Source organism: Leptolyngbya sp. AS-A5, from assembly GCF_039962495.1.
GTDB lineage: Bacteria > Cyanobacteriota > Cyanobacteriia > Leptolyngbyales > Leptolyngbyaceae > Leptolyngbya.
Genome location: NZ_JAMPLL010000017.1, coordinates 38,967 through 57,502 on the forward strand (window position 1 = coordinate 38,967; position 18,536 = coordinate 57,502).

The 18,536-nt window shown below is 47.8% G+C and carries 16 protein-coding genes; 8 read left to right on the forward strand and 8 right to left on the reverse strand.

What is annotated here, in order from left to right:
- Window positions 1-5 precede the first annotated feature (5 nt).
- On the forward strand, window positions 6-557 hold the full coding sequence (gene cysC, locus NC980_RS17795; RefSeq protein ID WP_190376842.1) for an adenylyl-sulfate kinase: 552 nt from the start codon (window positions 6-8) through the stop codon (window positions 555-557).
- Between the two features lie 159 nt (window positions 558-716).
- Here the strand turns inward: cysC and NC980_RS17800 are convergent, their stop codons facing one another.
- From NC980_RS17800 to NC980_RS17815, 4 genes are all read right to left on the reverse strand, one after another.
- Window positions 717-2,006: a sugar ABC transporter substrate-binding protein gene (locus tag NC980_RS17800; RefSeq protein ID WP_190376790.1), complete on the reverse strand. Its 1,290-nt coding sequence runs from the start codon at window positions 2,004-2,006 to the stop codon at window positions 717-719.
- Window positions 2,007-2,055: 49 nt separating this feature from the next.
- Entirely contained in the window at window positions 2,056-3,804 is a 1,749-nt protein-coding gene (locus NC980_RS17805; RefSeq protein ID WP_190376791.1) for a PAS domain S-box protein, read from the reverse strand.
- 131 nt (window positions 3,805-3,935) lie between these two features.
- A complete protein-coding gene (locus NC980_RS17810) occupies window positions 3,936-5,123 on the reverse strand; it encodes an ATP-binding cassette domain-containing protein (RefSeq protein ID WP_190376792.1) in 1,188 nt (395 codons plus the stop codon).
- 27 nt (window positions 5,124-5,150) lie between these two features.
- On the reverse strand, window positions 5,151-5,963 hold the full coding sequence (locus tag NC980_RS17815; RefSeq protein ID WP_190376793.1) for a hypothetical protein: 813 nt from the start codon (window positions 5,961-5,963) through the stop codon (window positions 5,151-5,153).
- A 91-nt stretch (window positions 5,964-6,054) separates the two neighbouring features.
- On the opposite strand from NC980_RS17815, the gene NC980_RS17820 reads away from it, so the two are divergent.
- Together NC980_RS17820 and NC980_RS17825 are read left to right on the forward strand one after the other, a co-directional pair.
- Window positions 6,055-7,641, forward strand: coding sequence for an AAA family ATPase (locus NC980_RS17820; RefSeq protein ID WP_199298513.1), 1,587 nt, complete (start codon window positions 6,055-6,057; stop codon window positions 7,639-7,641).
- Complete coding sequence (locus tag NC980_RS17825; protein WP_190376794.1) at window positions 7,642-8,016, forward strand: DUF1257 domain-containing protein; 375 nt, start codon at window positions 7,642-7,644, stop codon at window positions 8,014-8,016.
- Window positions 8,017-8,062: 46 nt separating this feature from the next.
- Here NC980_RS17825 and NC980_RS17830 read toward each other — a convergent pair whose 3' ends face one another.
- On the reverse strand, window positions 8,063-8,260 hold the full coding sequence (locus tag NC980_RS17830) for a ChaB family protein (protein ID WP_190376795.1): 198 nt from the start codon (window positions 8,258-8,260) through the stop codon (window positions 8,063-8,065).
- A gap of 105 nt (window positions 8,261-8,365) precedes the next feature.
- Between NC980_RS17830 and hemL the strand changes: the two genes are divergently transcribed.
- Window positions 8,366-9,664, forward strand: coding sequence for a glutamate-1-semialdehyde 2,1-aminomutase (gene hemL / locus NC980_RS17835; RefSeq protein WP_190376796.1), 1,299 nt, complete (start codon window positions 8,366-8,368; stop codon window positions 9,662-9,664).
- 58 nt (window positions 9,665-9,722) lie between these two features.
- Here the strand turns inward: hemL and NC980_RS17840 are convergent, their stop codons facing one another.
- A complete protein-coding gene (locus NC980_RS17840) occupies window positions 9,723-9,887 on the reverse strand; it encodes a metallothionein (protein WP_190376797.1) in 165 nt (54 codons plus the stop codon).
- Between the two features lie 205 nt (window positions 9,888-10,092).
- Between NC980_RS17840 and asnB the strand changes: the two genes are divergently transcribed.
- Window positions 10,093-12,132 (forward strand): asparagine synthase (glutamine-hydrolyzing), encoded by a 2,040-nt coding sequence (gene asnB / locus NC980_RS17845; protein ID WP_190376798.1) that lies wholly within the window; start codon window positions 10,093-10,095, stop codon window positions 12,130-12,132.
- Window positions 12,133-12,770: 638 nt separating this feature from the next.
- On the opposite strand, the gene NC980_RS17850 is transcribed toward asnB, so the two are convergent.
- Window positions 12,771-13,361 (reverse strand): peptidoglycan-binding protein, encoded by a 591-nt coding sequence (locus NC980_RS17850; protein ID WP_190376799.1) that lies wholly within the window; start codon window positions 13,359-13,361, stop codon window positions 12,771-12,773.
- A 101-nt stretch (window positions 13,362-13,462) separates the two neighbouring features.
- On the opposite strand from NC980_RS17850, the gene NC980_RS17855 reads away from it, so the two are divergent.
- A complete protein-coding gene (locus tag NC980_RS17855) occupies window positions 13,463-14,299 on the forward strand; it encodes an ADP-ribosylglycohydrolase family protein (protein WP_190376800.1) in 837 nt (278 codons plus the stop codon).
- Here the strand turns inward: NC980_RS17855 and NC980_RS17860 are convergent.
- A complete protein-coding gene (locus tag NC980_RS17860; protein ID WP_348253938.1) occupies window positions 14,296-15,186 on the reverse strand; it encodes an NYN domain-containing protein in 891 nt (296 codons plus the stop codon). The genes NC980_RS17855 and NC980_RS17860 overlap by 4 nt on opposite strands.
- Here NC980_RS17860 and NC980_RS17865 point away from each other — a divergent pair.
- Together NC980_RS17865 and NC980_RS17870 are read left to right on the forward strand one after the other, a co-directional pair.
- The gene (locus tag NC980_RS17865) at window positions 15,178-16,587 is read left to right on the forward strand and encodes a GTP-binding protein (protein ID WP_190376802.1); all 1,410 of its coding nucleotides are present in this window, start codon (window positions 15,178-15,180) and stop codon (window positions 16,585-16,587) included. The genes NC980_RS17860 and NC980_RS17865 overlap by 9 nt on opposite strands.
- Before the next feature lie 131 nt (window positions 16,588-16,718).
- The gene (locus NC980_RS17870; RefSeq protein WP_190376803.1) at window positions 16,719-18,536 is read left to right on the forward strand and encodes an ABC transporter ATP-binding protein; all 1,818 of its coding nucleotides are present in this window, start codon (window positions 16,719-16,721) and stop codon (window positions 18,534-18,536) included.

Below are 18,536 nucleotides of genomic sequence, written 5' to 3' on the forward strand. Positions count from 1 at the left end.
CGTACATTGCTCAGCAGGGCTTAACGGTTTGGTTTACAGGATTAAGCGGTGCAGGTAAAACCACAATCTCTCAAGCCGTTTGCCAACAATTGATTGAACAGGGCTTAAAAGTTGAACATTTAGATGGGGACTTAGTACGCCAAACGTTGACCAAAGGATTGGGATTTAGTCAAGCCGATTGTGAAGAGAACATTCGCCGCATTGGGTTTGTGGCGCATTTACTGACTCGAAACGGTGTGATTGTGTTAGTTTCTGCGATTTCGCCTTATCGATCGATAAGGCAAGAAGTTCGATCGCAAATTGGTGCATTTATTGAAGTGTTTGTTGATGCGCCTTTAGCGGTTTGTGAGCAAAGAGATGTGAAAGGACTGTATCAACGATCGCGAAATGGAGAGCTCCCACAGTTTACTGGAATTGATGCACCGTATGAAGCGCCTTTGAATCCGGAGGTCACTTGCTCGACTGCGGAGGAAACGATCGACCAGAGTGTGACCAAAGTGATGCAGGTGATTTCTAGATATCAGGCGAGTTCAGCAAGTTTCTCGGCTTCGGTTTGAATGGGTGATTGCCCCCTAAATCCCCCAATTTGGGGGATTTAGGGGGCGAGGGATCTCAGCAATCACAAACCAATCGACTTGTGTGTACAGGGTAGAAGGGCTGGGAATGAGGGCGAATCGCCCCCCAACGCAGCGAGAAATCTCATCAATTCAGCAACTCTAAGCCTGACTATTCCAAGCCTGTGCTGCATCGTTAATCGCTTGATCTACAGTTTTCTTACCCAACATTGCCGCCTGAAGATTCTCGTAAATCGTCTGCTGCAACGTCTTGATATTTTTAACCACCGGAATCAACACCTCCGCTTCCTTAAGCTGCCCTGCACTGACGATTCTGGCTTTATCGATCGCATTCGCATTCGCGGGTGCAGCCGTGAAGTAACCATCTTGTGCCGCTTGAATTGTCGAGGGCAACACATTCGCAGCTTTAGCAAATTCAAGCTGATTGGCATTATTGGTCAAAAACAGCGCAAACTTTACAGCAGCATCTGGTTGATCCGTATCTTTTGGAATTGCGATATTCATTACGGCAACGTTCTTCTTGCGAGTATCGCCCGTAATTTGCGGAGCAGACTGCGAAGCTTGAGCGATCGTCGGTGCGTTTTTCGCGATCGACTTGAGGAATTCTGCACCCGATGCCAAAATCGCCGTATTGCCCTGCTGATAGAGATCGATCGCGTGTCGATGTCCTTCAGTTAAGACCTCTTTTGGCATCAAACCATTTTTGTACATATCAACCCAATACTGAAATGCCGCTTTACCTTGAGGCGTATTAAATGCCGCTTTGCCCTGAGCATCGACTAACTGAACACCCATCTGCACAAACGATTCCATCACTTCCCCAGAATCATTCGGAACAACTGTGGCAAAGAACGCATATTTTCCAGTTTTTTCCTTGATTTGCTTTGCAGCTTGAGCCAGTTCTGCATAAGTCGCAGGCGGTTTGGAAATGCCTGCTTTCTTCATCAAATCCGTGTTGTAAATCGCAACTCGCGTGGTCAAATACCAAGGCACACCAAAGGTTTTACCATTCAGCGTACTCGCTTGCCAAATTCCCGGAAAATACTGTTGCTTCACGTCCGCCGGAATTTTCTCATCGAGATTCATCCACGCGCCCCGCTCAGCCAACTGAGACGCAAACCCAGGATTAAGATTCACCACATCTGGAGCCGTCTTCGCCGCCACAGAAGTCAAAATCTTGCGCTCCATCTCTGCCCAAGGCACGTCTGTCCAGCGAACTTTTACGCCCGGATTTTCTTGCTCAAACTTTGCAAACAGTGCTTTGAAATAGTTATCAAACTGTGGACTCAGTTGCATCGTCCAAAAATCAAGCTGACCGTCCGCCGCTCTTTGTCCGTTGGGAGTCCCACTGCCGCAACTGACTAGCCAACTAAGCACAACTCCCAAAATCGTAAATATCGTAAACGTTTTCCAAGTTCTAATCTGACGCATGAATCTACACAATGTCTTGCAGTGTAGCTCAGTTTACCGGATCAATTGCTCAACTCCACATTAACTGCCGCACCGGGATCTCAATTACGAAAGTTGCACCCCGCTTTGAGGGACGATCGCAGCTTAATCGTCCTCCATGCTGCTCAGTCACAATCTGATAGCTCACAGATAGTCCCAATCCTGACCCTTGCCCCACAGGCTTTGTCGTAAAAAATGGATCAAACAAACGGCGCTGTGTTGCCGCAGTCATGCCGATGCCATTGTCTGTAATCGAAATTCGCGCCCACTCGGTTGAATCTGACTGTTGAAACAGCACTGTTTGCACTGTAATTTCTGGAGTAAAGTCAATTTCTTCTGCAAGCCAGCGCTCATTAATTGCACCGATCGCATTAGATAGCACATTAATAAAGACTTGATTCAGCAAGCCTGCGTAACATTGGATCTTTGGTAGAGCGCCATAGTCTTTGACAATCTGAATGGTTGGACGCAGTAACGGACTCCCGCAAGCTCGATTTGACTTTAACAAATGCTGTAATAACATCAATGCACTTTCAATCCCTTCGTGCAAATCGACCGCTTTTAGATCCGCTTCATCATGGCGCGAGAAATGTCTGAGCGATCGCACAATATCGCGAATGCGTTCTGCTCCGGTTCCCATTGAGTCCAGCAGCTTCATTAAGTCGTGCCGCACAAATTCTAAATCCAGGTCTTCGAGTTCTTCGGCAATCTGTTCACTGGGAACCGGATGATCCGCTTGATAAAGTTGAACAATTCGCAGCAAGTCTTCAATATAGTCTTTTGCGTGTTCAACGTTGCCGTAGATAAAACTCACCGGATTGTTAATTTCGTGAGCAATGCCCGCAACTAATTGCCCCAAGCTCGACATTTTTTCATTTTGAATCAGTTGTGCCTGAGTTTTTTGGAGTTGCTTAAATGCAGATTCAAGCTCTTGGGCTTGTTGACGGAGTTGGGCGTCGGATTGTTTGAGTGCAAGATCTGCTTGTTCGCGTTCTGCCTCTAACCGGATGCGATCGCTGATGTCGCGAGCCATTGAAACAACACCCGTGATATTTCCATCTGCATCTAAAATCTGGCTGTTATACCACTCACAAACAATGATTTCTCCATCGTCTCTGAGGTTTTGATTAATGCTGTGAATTTCACCCTGTTGCTCAAACAGCGTTTTAATAATCTGATTGACTTTTGCTTGATCCTGTTCCGGCACCCAACAGTTTCCATTCCGTCCTATTGCTTGCGATCGTGGAGTTTTAAAGATTTTTTCGGCTGCTGGATTCCATTCTTTCGCGGTAAATTCCGGTGTCCATTCGATAATTCCCATCGGTGCGTGTTGAATCAGCATCGATAGTCGTTGTTCTGACTTTAGAAGTGCAACTTCCGCCTGCTGTCGTTCGATCTCGCTTCTGGCGCGATCAATTCTGTCCGCATTGATTGAATCTTCGATTGTTCCGATAACAAAAGGATTTCCGTCTGCATCGTGTACGATCGACTTCACCACTGAAACCGCTTGCGCTTGTCCGTTAGCATCGTGGAGGTAGCCTGTCTGAATCACATCGGTTTCGCGGGTGAAAATGCCTCCATCGTCTCTTAATTCTGCGGAGAAGACGCGATCGGCACCTTCGAGGAGTTGTGCAGCAGTGTAGCGCGATCGTGCGACAAGGGCGCGATTCACAAACACAACGCGAGCATGACGATCTTGAATAAAAATTGGAGCCGCAACTCGATCGAGAACGTGACAAAAACTTAGTGCTGCGGTGGTCTCAATCTCCTGACCAATCATCGTGGAATCCCTGATACACGTCCTTTTTAGGATTCCCAGAAAGGAATTCTATTGCGCCAGCGAGCTGGTTTGCGCTAACGCAAACCCTCCTGCCCAGAACAGAGATTCAGGCGACAAACTTTCAGTATTAGCTAAGGAACAATCACTGCTCCAGTTTTCTCATCAAACAAGTGAATTTTGTCGATCGGCACAAACAATCTCAAAGCTTCACCGAGCCTGACGGTGCGATCGGGAGTCATGCGAACCTGTATCGTGTCTGACTTATCGGCAAGTCTTACAGAGAGAACCGTTTCATGCCCCAAAGCTTCGACTAAATCAACCGCAACTAAAATAGTTTGCTCATTAGAATCGCTCACACTCAGATGCTCAGGACGAATACCCAATGTAATCATTTGACCATCGTAGCGGCTGAGCGCTGATGCCCAGTGATTCGGGAGTGTGAGTTGAAATAGAGCATGATGCAAGGTCAATGGAGCGCGAACTTGCATCGGAATGAAATTCATTGGGGGCGATCCAATAAACTCAGCCACGAAGCGGTTTGCAGGGTGATTGTAGAGTTCTAGCGGTGTGGCAAGCTGTTGAATCTGTCCGCCGTTCATGACGGCAATGCGATCGCCCATTGTCATCGCTTCGGTTTGATCATGCGTGACATAAATTGTGGTGGTTCCTAACTGACGCTGAAGTTTGACAATCTGCGCCCGTGTTTCGGCTCTGAGCTTTGCATCTAAGTTTGAGAGCGGTTCATCCATCAAAAAAACTTGTGGATTTCGTGCCATTGCTCGACCGAGTGCAACTCGCTGTTTTTGTCCACCTGAGAGCTGTTTTGGTAGGCGATGCAATAGTGGCTCAATTTGCAGCATTTGTGCGACCAGCTTGACTCGTTCTCGAACGGCGCGTTCTCGATCGCTGATGTAACGCATTCCACTGGGTAAGTTTCGCGTCGCTCCAACCGCTAAATTTTCTGTCCAATTTGCATTTTTTCCGTCTAACTTGGTGCGTCGTAGTCCAAACGCCAAATTATCATAGACGCTCATGTGTGGGTAAAGCGCGTAGTTCTGAAACACCATTGCGATATCGCGCTCTTTCGGTGGCAAATCGTTAACTACGCGATCGCTCACTCGAATGTTTCCAGCAGTGAGTTCTTCGAGTCCTGCAATCAGTCTTAACAAGGTGCTTTTGCCGCATCCTGAGGGGCCAACTAGCACCATAAATTCACCGTCTTCGATCAGGAGATTAATCGATCGCAACACGGCTGTATTTTCGCTTTGATCGCCCTTTTGATAGGATTTGTAGACGTTTTCGAGAACAACTTGAGCCACAGTATTGCCCTAATGCGTAGAAGCAGTTTATCGCATTTGCGGCAATGCAGAAATTCCCCAAATCCGCACCGTTTTATCTTCACTCCCGCTAACAATTAAAGATTGATCTTCATTGACGGCAACGGCTGTAACCAGGCTTGTATGTCCCTGCAATTGACAAACTTCCCGCCCTGCCTGCAAATCCCAGATTTTAATTGTGTTCTGACTGCCGCTAATGAGATAGCGATCGTCATTTCTCGCCACGGATGCAATTTGCCTTAATTTAATCTCGGTCGGCTCAATTTCTTGACCGTTTTTCAGACTCCACGATCGTACCTTGCGCTTTGCTCCTTGAATCATAAAAATATCAGCTTCGGGATCAATCGAAATGGTGTAAACAAAGGTATAAGCCTGAATGCTAAACATGACATCTTCAGCCGCAATGTCCCAAACCTGAATCAATCCCTCTCGGCTCGCACTAATCGCAATCGTGCGATCGTCATACCGTAAATGCTGTGTTGCAACTGCGATCGCTGTAATTCCAGTGTTGTGTCCTTTCAGTGCTGCTAAACATCCAAACAATCGATAGTGCGGATACGATTGCAGTAGTTCTGGATAAGGTTGCAACAATGTATAAGCAACTTTTTGAACTGCGATCGCCGAATCATCTAAGGCTTGAACTAACAGATCTAACCCTGCTGCTGTGTGTTGAATTTCTTGCAAGGCTGCAATTCGTTGATCGATGCGATCGCTCTTAAGCCGTTGCCGAATGCCGTCGATTCCTCCCAATACAGCGCTACCCATCACCGGACGGGCGGAATTTCCTAACACTGCATCAAATTCGTTCGGGAACTGAGACACGCTGAATCAATGGGATGCTCTCTCTAGTGTGCCGGAAAAGCAATTTTTTGACTGTGGTATATTTGAACTAAATTCCGCCGCGATCGTTCATATGGTTGCTACTCGCTCTCAGCAAGAAATTATCGAACAACTCGATTTGATGTTACGCGCTCGATATCCACTGATTTACTTAGTCGGAGTCGAAGAGGACTCGATCGAAGCCGTTCTTCTACAAGTGTGCCAACAATCCGAGCGGGAATTACGATGCTGGGATATTGTGCGCGGTTGGGACGATAACGGAGCAGACAAAGGATCAGCGATCGCAGCCCTTGGACGCATTGCCAAAGCTTCAAATAATCAAGCTGCAGTTTATGTTCTGCGCGATCTTCATCCGATTCTCAAATTTCCGCTACAAGCAACGAATGCTCCGATCGTGCGGGAGATCAAAAACCTGGCGCGTGACCTGAAGCGCAGTCGTAAAACCTTGGTACTCACAAGCCATTCTCTTGATGTGCCACAAGAGATTATCGAAGAAATGACGGTAATCGACTTCCCGCTCCCTGATGTAGAAGAAATTGATGCGCTGATTGCTCAGATCGTTGTGGCGGAAAAGCTCAAACTCTCTCAACTGGGTCGCGAACAATTGGTAAAAGCTTGTCAGGGATTGAGTCGCGCCCGAATTCAGCGAGTATTAGCCAAAGCGATCGCAGCCAAACAACATATCAGCGAACAAGATATTGATAGTGTTCTGGAGGCTAAACGCCAAGCGATTCGTCAAACTGGAATTCTAGAATTCTTCACCACCCAAGAATCACTCAAAAGTGTGGGAGGTTTAGACAATCTGAAAAAATGGGTACAAATGCGCCAGGATAGCTTTACCGAAGAAGCAAGGCGCTACGGCATTCCGAACCCAAAGGGTGTTCTACTTGCAGGCATCCAAGGTACAGGAAAATCACTGTCTGCAAAGACGATCGCGCACGAATGGCGCTTACCTCTATTGCGGCTCGATGCGGGTCGATTGTTTGGCGGACTGGTCGGGGAAAGCGAAAGTCGAGTGCGGCAGATGATCCGAATTGTCGAAGCGATCGCGCCCTGTGTGCTGTGGATGGACGAAATCGATAAAGCATTCGGCAACATTAATGCAGGCATGGACGGAGATTCTGGCACCAGTCGCCGTGTGTTTGGCAGTCTGATTACTTGGATGCAGGAAAAAACGAGTCCGGTCTTCATTGTTGCTACTGCGAACAATGTTCAAATTCTCCCGGCTGAACTCCTACGCAAAGGTCGCTTTGATGAAATTTTTTTCCTCAATCTGCCAAATGAATCTGAGCGGCGCGATATCTTTCGAGTCCATCTTCAGCGATTACGACCCAGCCGACTCCGCGAGTTCGATTTAGCGTTACTCGCTCGTCAGACTCAGCAGTTTAGCGGCGCAGAAATCGAGCAGACGATCGTCGATGGAATGCAACGGGCTTTTAGTCAGGGCAGTCCCGGCAACCGTCGCGACTTTACAACCGAAGATATCGTGCGGGCGATCGAAGAATCTGTTCCCCTCGCTGCGATCGCTCGTGATCAAATCAATGCCCTGAAACAATGGGCTGCCAATTCAGGAGCGCGTCCAGCTTCACAGGATATACAGTTGATCGAAGAGTTACGCGCCATTACTCGCCAGCGTGGAATTGATTTGGAGATTGAATAAATGTCACACTTTACGACGATTAAAGTTGAAATCAAAGACGGCGAAGTGCTACATCAAGCCTTACGCGAACTCAGATACAAAGTTGAGCAAAATGCACTTGTGCGAGGCTATCAAGGCAATAAAACTCAAGCAGATTATGTCATTCGGCGATCGAATGGCTACGATCTCGGCTTTCGACGCGAAGGCGATGAATACGTCCTGATTGCAGACTTCTGGGGAGCGAGAATCAATCAAACGCAATTTATCAATGAAGTTCAGCAAAAATACGCCCACAAGCAACTGCAAAAGACTGCCGCAGAGCAGGGATATACGATCGAAGCTGAAGAAGTCCTAGAAGATGGAACTGTGCGAGTCGTCGTCGGACGCTGGATTTAAATAGCTTGAGTGCCGTTGAAATCTAATCTCAACGGCACTCATAGATTTACAAAACTTCAACAATCGCGCTATTCAAACTCACCGCTTGATTTCTCACCGCACTCCAGGCAATTTGGTGCGCTTTCGACTCCTCCCCATACCACTGAAGCGCAGAGTTAAACGCTACCCTATAGAAGTGCTGGGCAGTTTCCGACAGGCGATCGCGAACCTCTTTGGGCAATTCGCGATTACTTTGGTACGACATTCAAGCCGCCTCCAGTAATGGGATAATTTTCAAGTATCCCGGCTGTGTGGACAAAACTCACCTGCCCTATGGAATATCTTCAGGATTTGATTTAAGGAGACCACTTTGATCACAGGTACTTTGAAAACCACCAAATCAGATGAAATCTTTGCGGCTGCTCAGAAATTAATGCCGGGTGGCGTAAGTTCTCCCGTTCGGGCGTTTAAGTCGGTGGGCGGACAGCCGATCGTGTTCGATCGCGTCAAAGGCGCTTACGCTTGGGATGTCGATGGCAACCAATACATCGACTATGTTGGCACTTGGGGGCCTGCGATTTGCGGTCATGCTCACCCAGAGGTGATTCGAGCAATCCAAGCGGCGGCGGAAAAAGGAACGAGTTTCGGCGCGCCGTCTTACCTCGAAAACGTCCTCGCGGAAATGGTAATCGACGCGGTTCCCAGTATCGAAATGGTGCGGTTTGTGAATTCGGGAACGGAAGCCTGTATGTCGGTGCTGCGCTTGATGCGGGCATTCACCGGACGCGAGAAAATTATCAAGTTTGAGGGCTGTTACCACGGACACGCAGATATGTTCTTGGTGAAGGCTGGATCGGGTGTGGCAACGCTTGGTTTACCGGATTCTCCCGGTGTGCCTAAATCTACCACCAGCAGTACGCTGACTGCACCGTATAACGACCTAGAAGCAGTCAAACAGCTACTTGAAGAAAATCCGGGTGAAGTGGCAGGCGTAATGCTGGAGCCGATCGTCGGAAACGCTGGATTTATTCCCCCAGACCCCGGCTTCCTTGCAGGCTTGCGCGAACTCACGACAGAACACGGAGCGCTGCTGGTGTTCGATGAAGTGATGACCGGATTCCGTATCGCTTACGGTGGAGTGCAAGAGAAGTTTGGCATTACCCCGGACTTAACCACATTGGGGAAAGTGATCGGCGGTGGCTTACCTGTCGGTGCTTATGGCGGTCGGCGCGAAATCATGGAGATGGTTGCTCCCGCAGGCCCGATGTACCAAGCAGGAACGCTCTCCGGCAATCCGTTGGCAATGACGGCGGGAATTAAAACACTCGAACTGCTGCGTCAACCGGGGACGTATGACTATCTCGATCGCATCACTTCACGCCTGATCGCAGGTCTACTTGATGTCGCCAAACAAACTGGACATGCCGCTTGCGGGGGTTCGATTAGCGGAATGTTTGGCTTCTTCTTTGCCGAAGGGCCTGTTCACAGCTATGAAGATGCGAAAAAATCGGACTTGTCAAAGTTCAGCAAGTTTCATCGCGGAATGTTAGAGCAGGGGGTTTACCTCGCTCCATCGCAGTTTGAAGCAGGCTTTACCTCGCTGGCGCACACCGAGGAAGATATCGATCGCACAATTGAAGCAGCACGATCGGTGATGTCAAGTTTGTAAGCTTTCTACTGAAATGCAAAAGCCGGAGGACTTACTTCTTCCGGCTTTTTTTAGTTTTTTAGCAGTTGCAGCCTTTGTGTCCACAGTCACCATGCCCGCTTGGATGTCCATTTGCACAGGCTTCGCTGCAATAGAATTTATCGTCTTTCTGAACAGCGCTATCAGTTAAGACGATGCACAGGCAAGGTTCACAAGCGCATTTCATTTGGGTTACGGTCGTCATCTTATTTTCTCCGAATCAGTTGGCTTGATTCTAACATCTGAATGCTTGTTCAGATATTACAAACTTCTACATAAAGCAGATGGCTTCAGATATTCATTCAAATAACAGAAAATCTTAAATTATTCCAAACAATAGATTCTTTGAAATGTGATCCTGCATACAGTGAGCAAAGCGAATTGATTTCCTAGTTGTAGGAGAAAGGTGTATGTGTGGCATTGGTGGTATTTTCCAGCACGACCCAGCAAGACCGATCGATCCTGCGGTTTTAATCGCAATGGCAGCCATTCAATCGCATCGAGGGCCAGATGGCTGCGGCTGGAAAACGATCGACGATCGCGGTGTCGGTTTCACTCATGCCCGTTTAGCCATTATTGATTTAAACGCCGATCGTGCTCGTCAGCCCTTTGTGTCAGAAAATCAGCAAATCATGATCGCTCACAATGGCGAATTCTATGACTACAAACGCATTCGAGCAGACCTGACTTCACGCGGCTATCAGTTTAAATCCAAAAGCGATACAGAGCTATTGATGCACTTAACTCACCGCTTCGGATTAGAAGGTGCATTACCTCATCTGCGCGGAGAATTCGGCTTTGCAATCTATGAAAAGCAATACGATCGACTCACATTAGTACGCGATCGCTTTGGCATTAAGCCCTTGTTCTGGACAATGACTCCAGAAGGGTTGGTGTTTGGTTCTGAGATTAAGGTCTTATTTGCTCATCCCGCAGTCAAGCGTAAGATTTCATCACACGGACTGTATCATCAACTCATGCAACTCATGGTTCCGGGAACGACTGCATTTGAGGGAGTTCACGCAGTTCAACCGGGACAGATGGTGATTGTTGAGCGTCAAGATGGAGAACTGAAGGTTCGCACCAAAACTTACTGGGATTTGAACTTTCCCTTACTCAGCGATCGTACCCAACAATACGACGACGAGTATTACATCGAAACGCTAAGAGAACGCTTTATCGAAGCAATTCAACTCAAGTTAGAAGCAGATGTTCCGGTGGCTTGCTATCTATCGGGTGGAATTGATTCTTGCACAATTTTAGGAATTGCTGCCGCCTGCCAACAATCTCCGGTGAAAGCGTTTACAGTTGGATTTGACAATCAGGACTATGATGAAACTGAGATTTCAAAACAAATGTCGCAAGCGGTCGGAGCCGATCAAGACATTGTAATGACGCGGGGGGGCGAACTATACGATCACTTTGCTCGCGCAATTTGGCACACCGAGCGCAGTATCTACAATACGTTTACGATCGCCAAACTGCTCCTGAGTGAGCACGTCCATAAAGCTGGATATCGCGTTGTTCTCACGGGTGAAGGCTCTGACGAACTGTTTGCCGGATATCCTCAACTGCGATTGGATATGATTCGTCACGGCATGAATGATGCCACTCCAGAGGAACGCGCCGATCTCGAAGCTTGGCTACAAGAAAGTAATCGATTGTTCCAGGGCAATCTACTAGCTCAAAAAGCATTAGATGATCCAGCCCTAACTCAGTTAGTTGGCTTCACGCCGAGTTGCTTACAGTCCTGGTTATCAATGGGGGCACAAGTTCCTGAATTGTTGCACCCGGAGCATCGCGCTGCAACTGCGAACTATTCACCTGGAGCAGCGATCGCTACCGCCCTTGATCCTGCTCAAATCTCCGATCGACATCCGCTTGATAAAGTGCAATACATTTGGATCAAAACTCAGTTTGAATCACAAGTTCTGGGATGGGCAGGCGATCGCGTAGATATGGCAAACTCAATGGAAGCGCGTCCTCCATTCTTAGATCATCATTTAGTTGAATTTGCGGTCACACTCCCGCCATTGATGCGTTTTCGCGGCAAGCGAGATAAATATGTGTTGCGGGAAGCAATGAAGGGACTATTACCGCAAGCATTGTACGATCGCCAGAAGTTTGCGTTTATGGCTCCTCCTTCGCATACGGATGTGGAAAAGCAAAGAGCATTGCGATCGCTGTGTGATCTGTATCTTTCAAACCGAGCGATCGCAGATGCAGGATTGCTTGATGCAGAAGCAGTGAATCAAGTGCTGCAACGCCATGCTGATCCGAACACACCGCTTTCTGCACGAACTCAGCTAGATGGCATTATCAATCATCTATTAAGTGTTCAGATGTTGCATCAGCAGTTTGTTGCGGCAGATATTCCGAGATTGGCAAGGGAGCGGTCGCAGCACTTAAATTGGCGATCTCAACAACCTGTCCTCTCCGGTGTCAGCTAAGGCGAATGCAACGAGTTTCTCGCTTCGGTTCGATCGGCTTCTTGCCCCCTAAATCCCCCACAAGTGAGGGACTTTGAAAGCCGGAAAACTTCTTAAGCTTAGGGAATTGTTCTTCTCTAAGTCCCCTAGAATGGGGGATTGAGGGGGCGACCCGGATTTGACATCGGAGCGAACGCTTCCCATCGAACCCACATTCACAGAGTTGTGCGATGACCTCAAACATACATCAAAGGGTCTGGCAAAACGCCAAACCCTGAAAACTGTAGTCACTTAGTTGTATGTGTAGCTGAAACAAGAAGTAACAAGTAAGGTGGACAAAATCGCAAACATTCTAATCAGCATTCACCATACATTCAGCCAAATCAGGCTGTAGTTTTCATTGAACTTTAGCTTGCCTCAAATTGAACCATTAAACTGAAGTGAAAGAGACAAATCTGAAAGTAATTGAAGGTTGATCGTAGTTTCGCCTTTTAGACTTTGCGAGCGATTAAAGCAGGAGACACAGGCTTTAACCTGACTGGGAAGAAGGGTTTCAACTTCTTTTGTGTCTTGAATCTAAAGTAGCACTCCCATCTCAGTTCGGCTCACTCAATTCACTAATGTTTACAGCGCTTTACGGACTGCAACGATCGCCCAAACTAGCGTAAGATTGCTGCCCAAGTTGCACCCCCAACCACCCCATCAACCGCTAACCCAAACTTCGCCTGTGCTGCTTTTACCGCTGCTTCAGTTCCAGCGCCAAACACCCCATCAACTTCTCCGTCATACATGCCGATCGCTCTCAATCGACTTTGTAATCCTTGTACTGCTTCACCTCTCGCACCCCGTCGCAAAATCGGAAACGCTCCCGTCGGTGCAGGCTCAGAACGAACCGGACGTGCTTCAGGAGTCCGAGGCGCTGGAGTCAGCGTCGTAGGTTCAGAAGTGGGAAACAAGCGATTCCAAGTTTCATTCCCAACCACACCATCGGCTGTAATTCCCGCCGCCTGTTGAAAGCGTTTTACGGCTTGATCGGTGCTTTCTTCAAATGCACCATTGACTGAACCTGAAAAATATCCTAAAAGTTTCAAAGTGCTTTGTAGCTCAGTCACCGTTGCGCCTTGACTTCCAACTCGGAGAATCGGTCGAGTCTGCGTCCATCCAGGCACGCTCGTACTCAGCACCAGCGCAATCGAAATGATCAGCGATCGAACAGTCCGCATAGACAAGCGAGAATAAGGACGAATCATGAGACGCGATATCAGGGGGTAAGGTTGCATCGAACGGATTGAATCTGCCAAAAAACCAACCAAGTCAGCGAAGATTTTACACTAGGTTTCGAGAAATAATCATGCAATCTGCCCTTCTCTATCGATTTCAAGCCGCAATGATGGGGGCGCTAATCGGCGAAATGATCGCACTGCAATCGCTGAGTCGGGTTCCTGCTCGTCGATATTCGCTCACTCAGCTCATGCAGTTTTACGCGGAGTCTTTGATTGCTCCGGAGCGAATCGAAACAGAAAACCATCCGATTTTTCGAGAGCCACTGACAACGGCGGAATCTGCGATCGCGCTTCTGCCTGTGTTCCTGTTCTTTCACGAAGACTTTCTGAAGCTGAGGCAGAATGCTCAGACTGTTCTGAGGCTGTGGCAGAATTCTGCGGTGTCGGAGTTGGACTTACTGGCGATCGGATATACGTTCTCGCAAGCTTTACTCGAATCGCTCAATCCTCGCCGCCTTGTCACTTCGATGTTTGAAGTCTTGTTACCGCCGCCTGAAGGAGTTCCTAAGCTCCAGCGGCTTCAGCAGGTCGAAACGATGGTACAGCAGGGCATTGGACTTGAAGAGGCGACTCAGCTTATTTTGACGCTGAGTGATGCCACGCTGGGAGATGCTGCCGTTGCGTTAGCCCTGTATTGTTTTCTCAGCACGCCAGGAGACTTTCGCTTGTCGGTTCTGCGATCGCTACAGATCGGGTATCGGACTCCAACGGTTGCCGCACTCACTGGGGCACTTTCTGGAGCGTATAACAGCACGATCGGGCTTCCGTCCGAATGGCGCATAAGTGTTCCACAACAAGCTGAAATTCAGCAATTGTCTCAGCAACTGTTAGCCAGTTGGTCAGGAATGTATGTGGTTAGACCGAGAAATTTTGCAGTTGCGGCTCCTCAAGTGATACGGCGTTAACTTGCTTTTTTCTTAGATTTTTTGCTATTTGCGGTGAGGCTAACAATATTCACATTCTCAGCTACAGGATGAACTAGCCATTCCTTTTTGATTAGCTCCAGTTTGACAACAGAATTCGCATTCTCAACAAACTTAAGAAACTTGCCATACCCTAACTTGCTGTGATCAAAAGTTGGATCTTGTTTCAGCATTTCTGCTTTGAGTAAGGGAAGCGTTGTTGGCGTTTGAAGACCGGAAAGCGCTTGCTTTAATAGTTTGAGTGCTTGGGCTTGAGGATCAACTACTGTTTCCAGCATTTTATCTGCGTCGATGTAGATAAAACGATCGCAACAATTTTGCACCGTTCGACTCAGAACCGATTCTCGACCAATTCCGATCGTTCTCTTACCGAGTGATTTCAAGCGTCGAAACAATGGCGAAAAGTCAGCATCGCTGGTTGCCAGCACAAACCAAGAAATATCGGGCGATCGTGCAGTCATCTCCATGACATCTACAACCATCTGAATATCAGCAGCATTTTTGCCTTTAACGGGATGGTAAACGTGAACAAGTTCAAAGCCCAAGTTAATCAGATCCTCTTGGCGACCACTGATCGCTGCATTACTAAAGTCACCATAGGCTCGTTGAATCATCACCTGTCCGAGTGCATTCGCTTGTTGCAGCAAAATGCTTCCCCCTTCTGACTTCAACCATCCGGATAGATTCTCAACATCTAGGAAAATTGCGACTTTGTTTGACATTAGGACATTAGTAGGGGAAGTTTCGCTCTGAACGCCTTTATCATTCCCATCCGAAGCGCGAAATTGTACGGGTGTCTTTCCGCCGAGTTTTGCAAATTTGATCGAGAATAGAAATCGATGCCGTTGGTCTAGATTGCCTTGAGTCAAGCCCCTTCTAATCGCCCGAATCCCCAGGACACTCACCTCAATCGAGCGCGGGCAAGTTTGCGCCAAGCGTTTACCAATTATTCTCAGTTTTTGCGATCGACCAAAGATCCGCAACTTGAATCTGCATTAAAGGCGGAACTCGAAACGATCTCAAGCAATTTGAAGAAGCTCGATCAGTACGTGCTAAGAATTGCGGTGTTTGGTTTGGTGAGTCGCGGGAAATCGGCGATTTTGAATGCGCTGATTGGGGAAAAGGTGTTTGAAACAGGGCCTCTAAACGGCGTGACGCAGGCTCCCAGCCTGGTTACTTGGTCGCCAAGTGGGGGCTTTGTATCTGAAGGACGATCGATCGTGCCAGAGTCTTCGAGCAAGATTCGCATCGAATTGATCGATACACCGGGACTTGATGAAATTGACGGACAAGCGCGGGCAGAAATGGCGCAAGACGTTGCCCGACAAGCGGATTTAATTTTGTTTGTGATTTCTGGAGATATGACGCGGACTGAATACAAAGCGCTCTGTGATCTCAGACAAGCACAAAAGCCGCTAATTCTAGTGTTTAACAAAGTTGACCTTTATCCGGATCAATCGCGCCAAGATATCTATCTCAATCTGCAAAGCTTGGGGGCTAGAACAGGAAATAGCGATCGCTTAGAGCAGCTTTTAACTTCAGATGAGATTGTCATGGTTGCGGCGGAACCCGCACCGCTGCAAATGCGCGTGGAATATCCAGACGGGCGAGTGAGCTATGAATGGGAAAGCCCACCTCCGCAAATTGAGGAATTGAAAGCGAAGATTCTGACGATTCTGAATCGAGAAGGTCGATCGCTCTTGGCGCTCAATGCGTTGACTCAAGCTAGAGTCGCAGAAGAAGAAATCGCGGCGAAGGTGATGGAACTGCGAAACACCGAAGCCGAAGCCTTAATCTGGAAGTTTACCCGCTACAAAGCGATCGCCATTGCACTCAACCCGATCGCGTTTCTCGATCTCATTGGTGGCGCAGTTTCAGATTTAGCAATGATCCAAGCTTTAGCGAATCTCTATGGCTTGCCGATGACGCGTTATGAGGCAGGAAAGCTATTAAATACAATCTTGTTCAGTTCAGGAACATTGCTGCTCGGTGAGATTGGTAGCGGAGTTTTACTGGGAATGGGCAAAAGTGCAGCAGCTTTAGCGACCGGAGTAGATGGCAGTGCAGGATTCTCGGCATTCGCGGGAACGGCTGCTGTTCAAGCAGGCATTGCAGGATATGGGTCGTACTCGGTTGGACGAGCAGCGCAAGTTTACCTGGAAAATGGCTGCACCTGGGGCGCACAGGGCGCTAACACGGTGATTCGCGAAATATTGAATCAAGTGGATGCCAAAACGATTATTTATCGATTGCGGCAGGAACTTTTGTAATATCTGTAATACTTGTAGTATTATAAAAATCTTGAAGAAGTTGAGCAGCGTCCTGTCTCAATTTCCGTTGGCGCTTGGAATTTTTTGAATGTTGTCGGGGCGATCAACCCTCAGCCACACTGGGAGGATGTATGGCTAAATTTTTAGACATTCTCAAATACTTTCGCAACTACTGGAAGATTTCAATTTTCAGTATTGCGATGATGAGTTTGTTCGAGATTATTGACTTATTTGTGCCTTATACGATCGGGCAAATTTTGAATGTCCTGTCGGGGCAGCCGCTCGATCGTGTCTTACAAAGCCTGATCAATTCAACCGCACAAATCAGCCGAGTTGAAGTTAATCAATCCTTTACGCTATCGGTGTTATTGGTGCTAATCGCGATCGTGTCTGTGGTGCGTGCGCCGATTCAGCCGTGGTTAGGTGCCTGGTTTGCTTGGGATACTGCATTTCGGGCGCGTCGTGATAATGCTGGGGAATCGTTAAAAAAGGTATTGACTTTACCATTAGAGTTCTACGACGAGAACAATGCTGGACGGATTGCAGCGCGTGTCGCAAAAGGATTGTCAAATCATACTTGGATCTATCCGGATATGATTTCGCAACTGTTCCCGAAGCTTTTACGGGTGATTGGAATTGTTGCAGTGATTTGGTTTATCGAATGGCGCATCGCGATTTTACTGCTCGTTTCGTTTATTGGTATTCTCGCGTTTAACTTAGTAGGGCTGAAAGAGCTTTCTGACCAAGAAGAACGCTTAGATAAATACATGGAGGATACTGAAAGCCGCACTTCTGAGATTATCACCAACATTAAGACGGTGAAAGCCTTTGCAACCGAAACTTCAGAGCTGAAGCGCCAGCAGCAGAGACTTGATCGAGAGTTCAAAGTGCTGGACTATCGCATTCACAAAGGCTATGTAATGCTGATGATGTATGAGCGCACGATCGTTCAGACTTGTGTGTTCATCTTGTTTGCTTTAGCAGTCTATGCCACAGCACAGGGCAAGATCTCGATCGGTCACTTTACAACGACTTTCACAATATCAAGTATGGCGTATGCGGAAGTACAACCGATTAGTCAATTTGCTGAGTTCTTTGCGCGGCGCTATGGTTCAATGGTTCGCTTTCACGAGTTTATGAAGCTTCCGGTTGGTATGGATGCTAGTAGCCTTGCACCACATCCTGAAGCGGTACCGAAGTATCAGTTCACCGGGAAAGTTGAATTCTCTAATCTGCGGTTTGGCTACAATGTCGATCGACCCGTTCTCAAAAACATCAACTTACTAATCGAACCGTATCAAACGGTGGCATTAGTCGGTCGATCGGGGTCAGGAAAATCAACGCTTGTCAAGCTTCTGTTCCGCTACTTTGAGCCGAATCAGGGCAAGATCTTGATCGATGGTCAAGACATTCGACGGTTGGATATTAGTGGCTATCGGAAGCGATTAGCCATTGTTCACCAAGAGGTTGATATCTTCAATGGCACATTGCTCGATAACCTGACCTATGGCAATCCCAACGCCACAATGGAGCAAGTCCGCGAAGCCTGTCGTATTGCTCAGGCAGAAGACTTTATCCAACAGATGTCAGCCGGATATGCGACGATCGTTGGTGAACGGGGGGTTCGACTCTCCGGAGGACAAAGACAGCGAATCGGGATTGCAAGAGCTTTGATTGTTGATCCGGATGTGCTGATCTTTGATGAAGCAACTTCAAGCTTGGACTATGAATCAGAGCGATCGATTCAGTTAGCAATGCGATCAATTCTGGGAACGAGAACATTGATCATCATTGCTCACCGATTGAGTACGGTGCGTGAAGCAGACAAAATTGTGGTGTTAGACCAAGGCAACATTGTTGAGGTTGGCAGCCACGAAGAACTGCTACAACAAGGCGGACTCTATCAACGCTTGCACTCGCTTCAGGAAACTGGCGAATTGTTAGCTTAA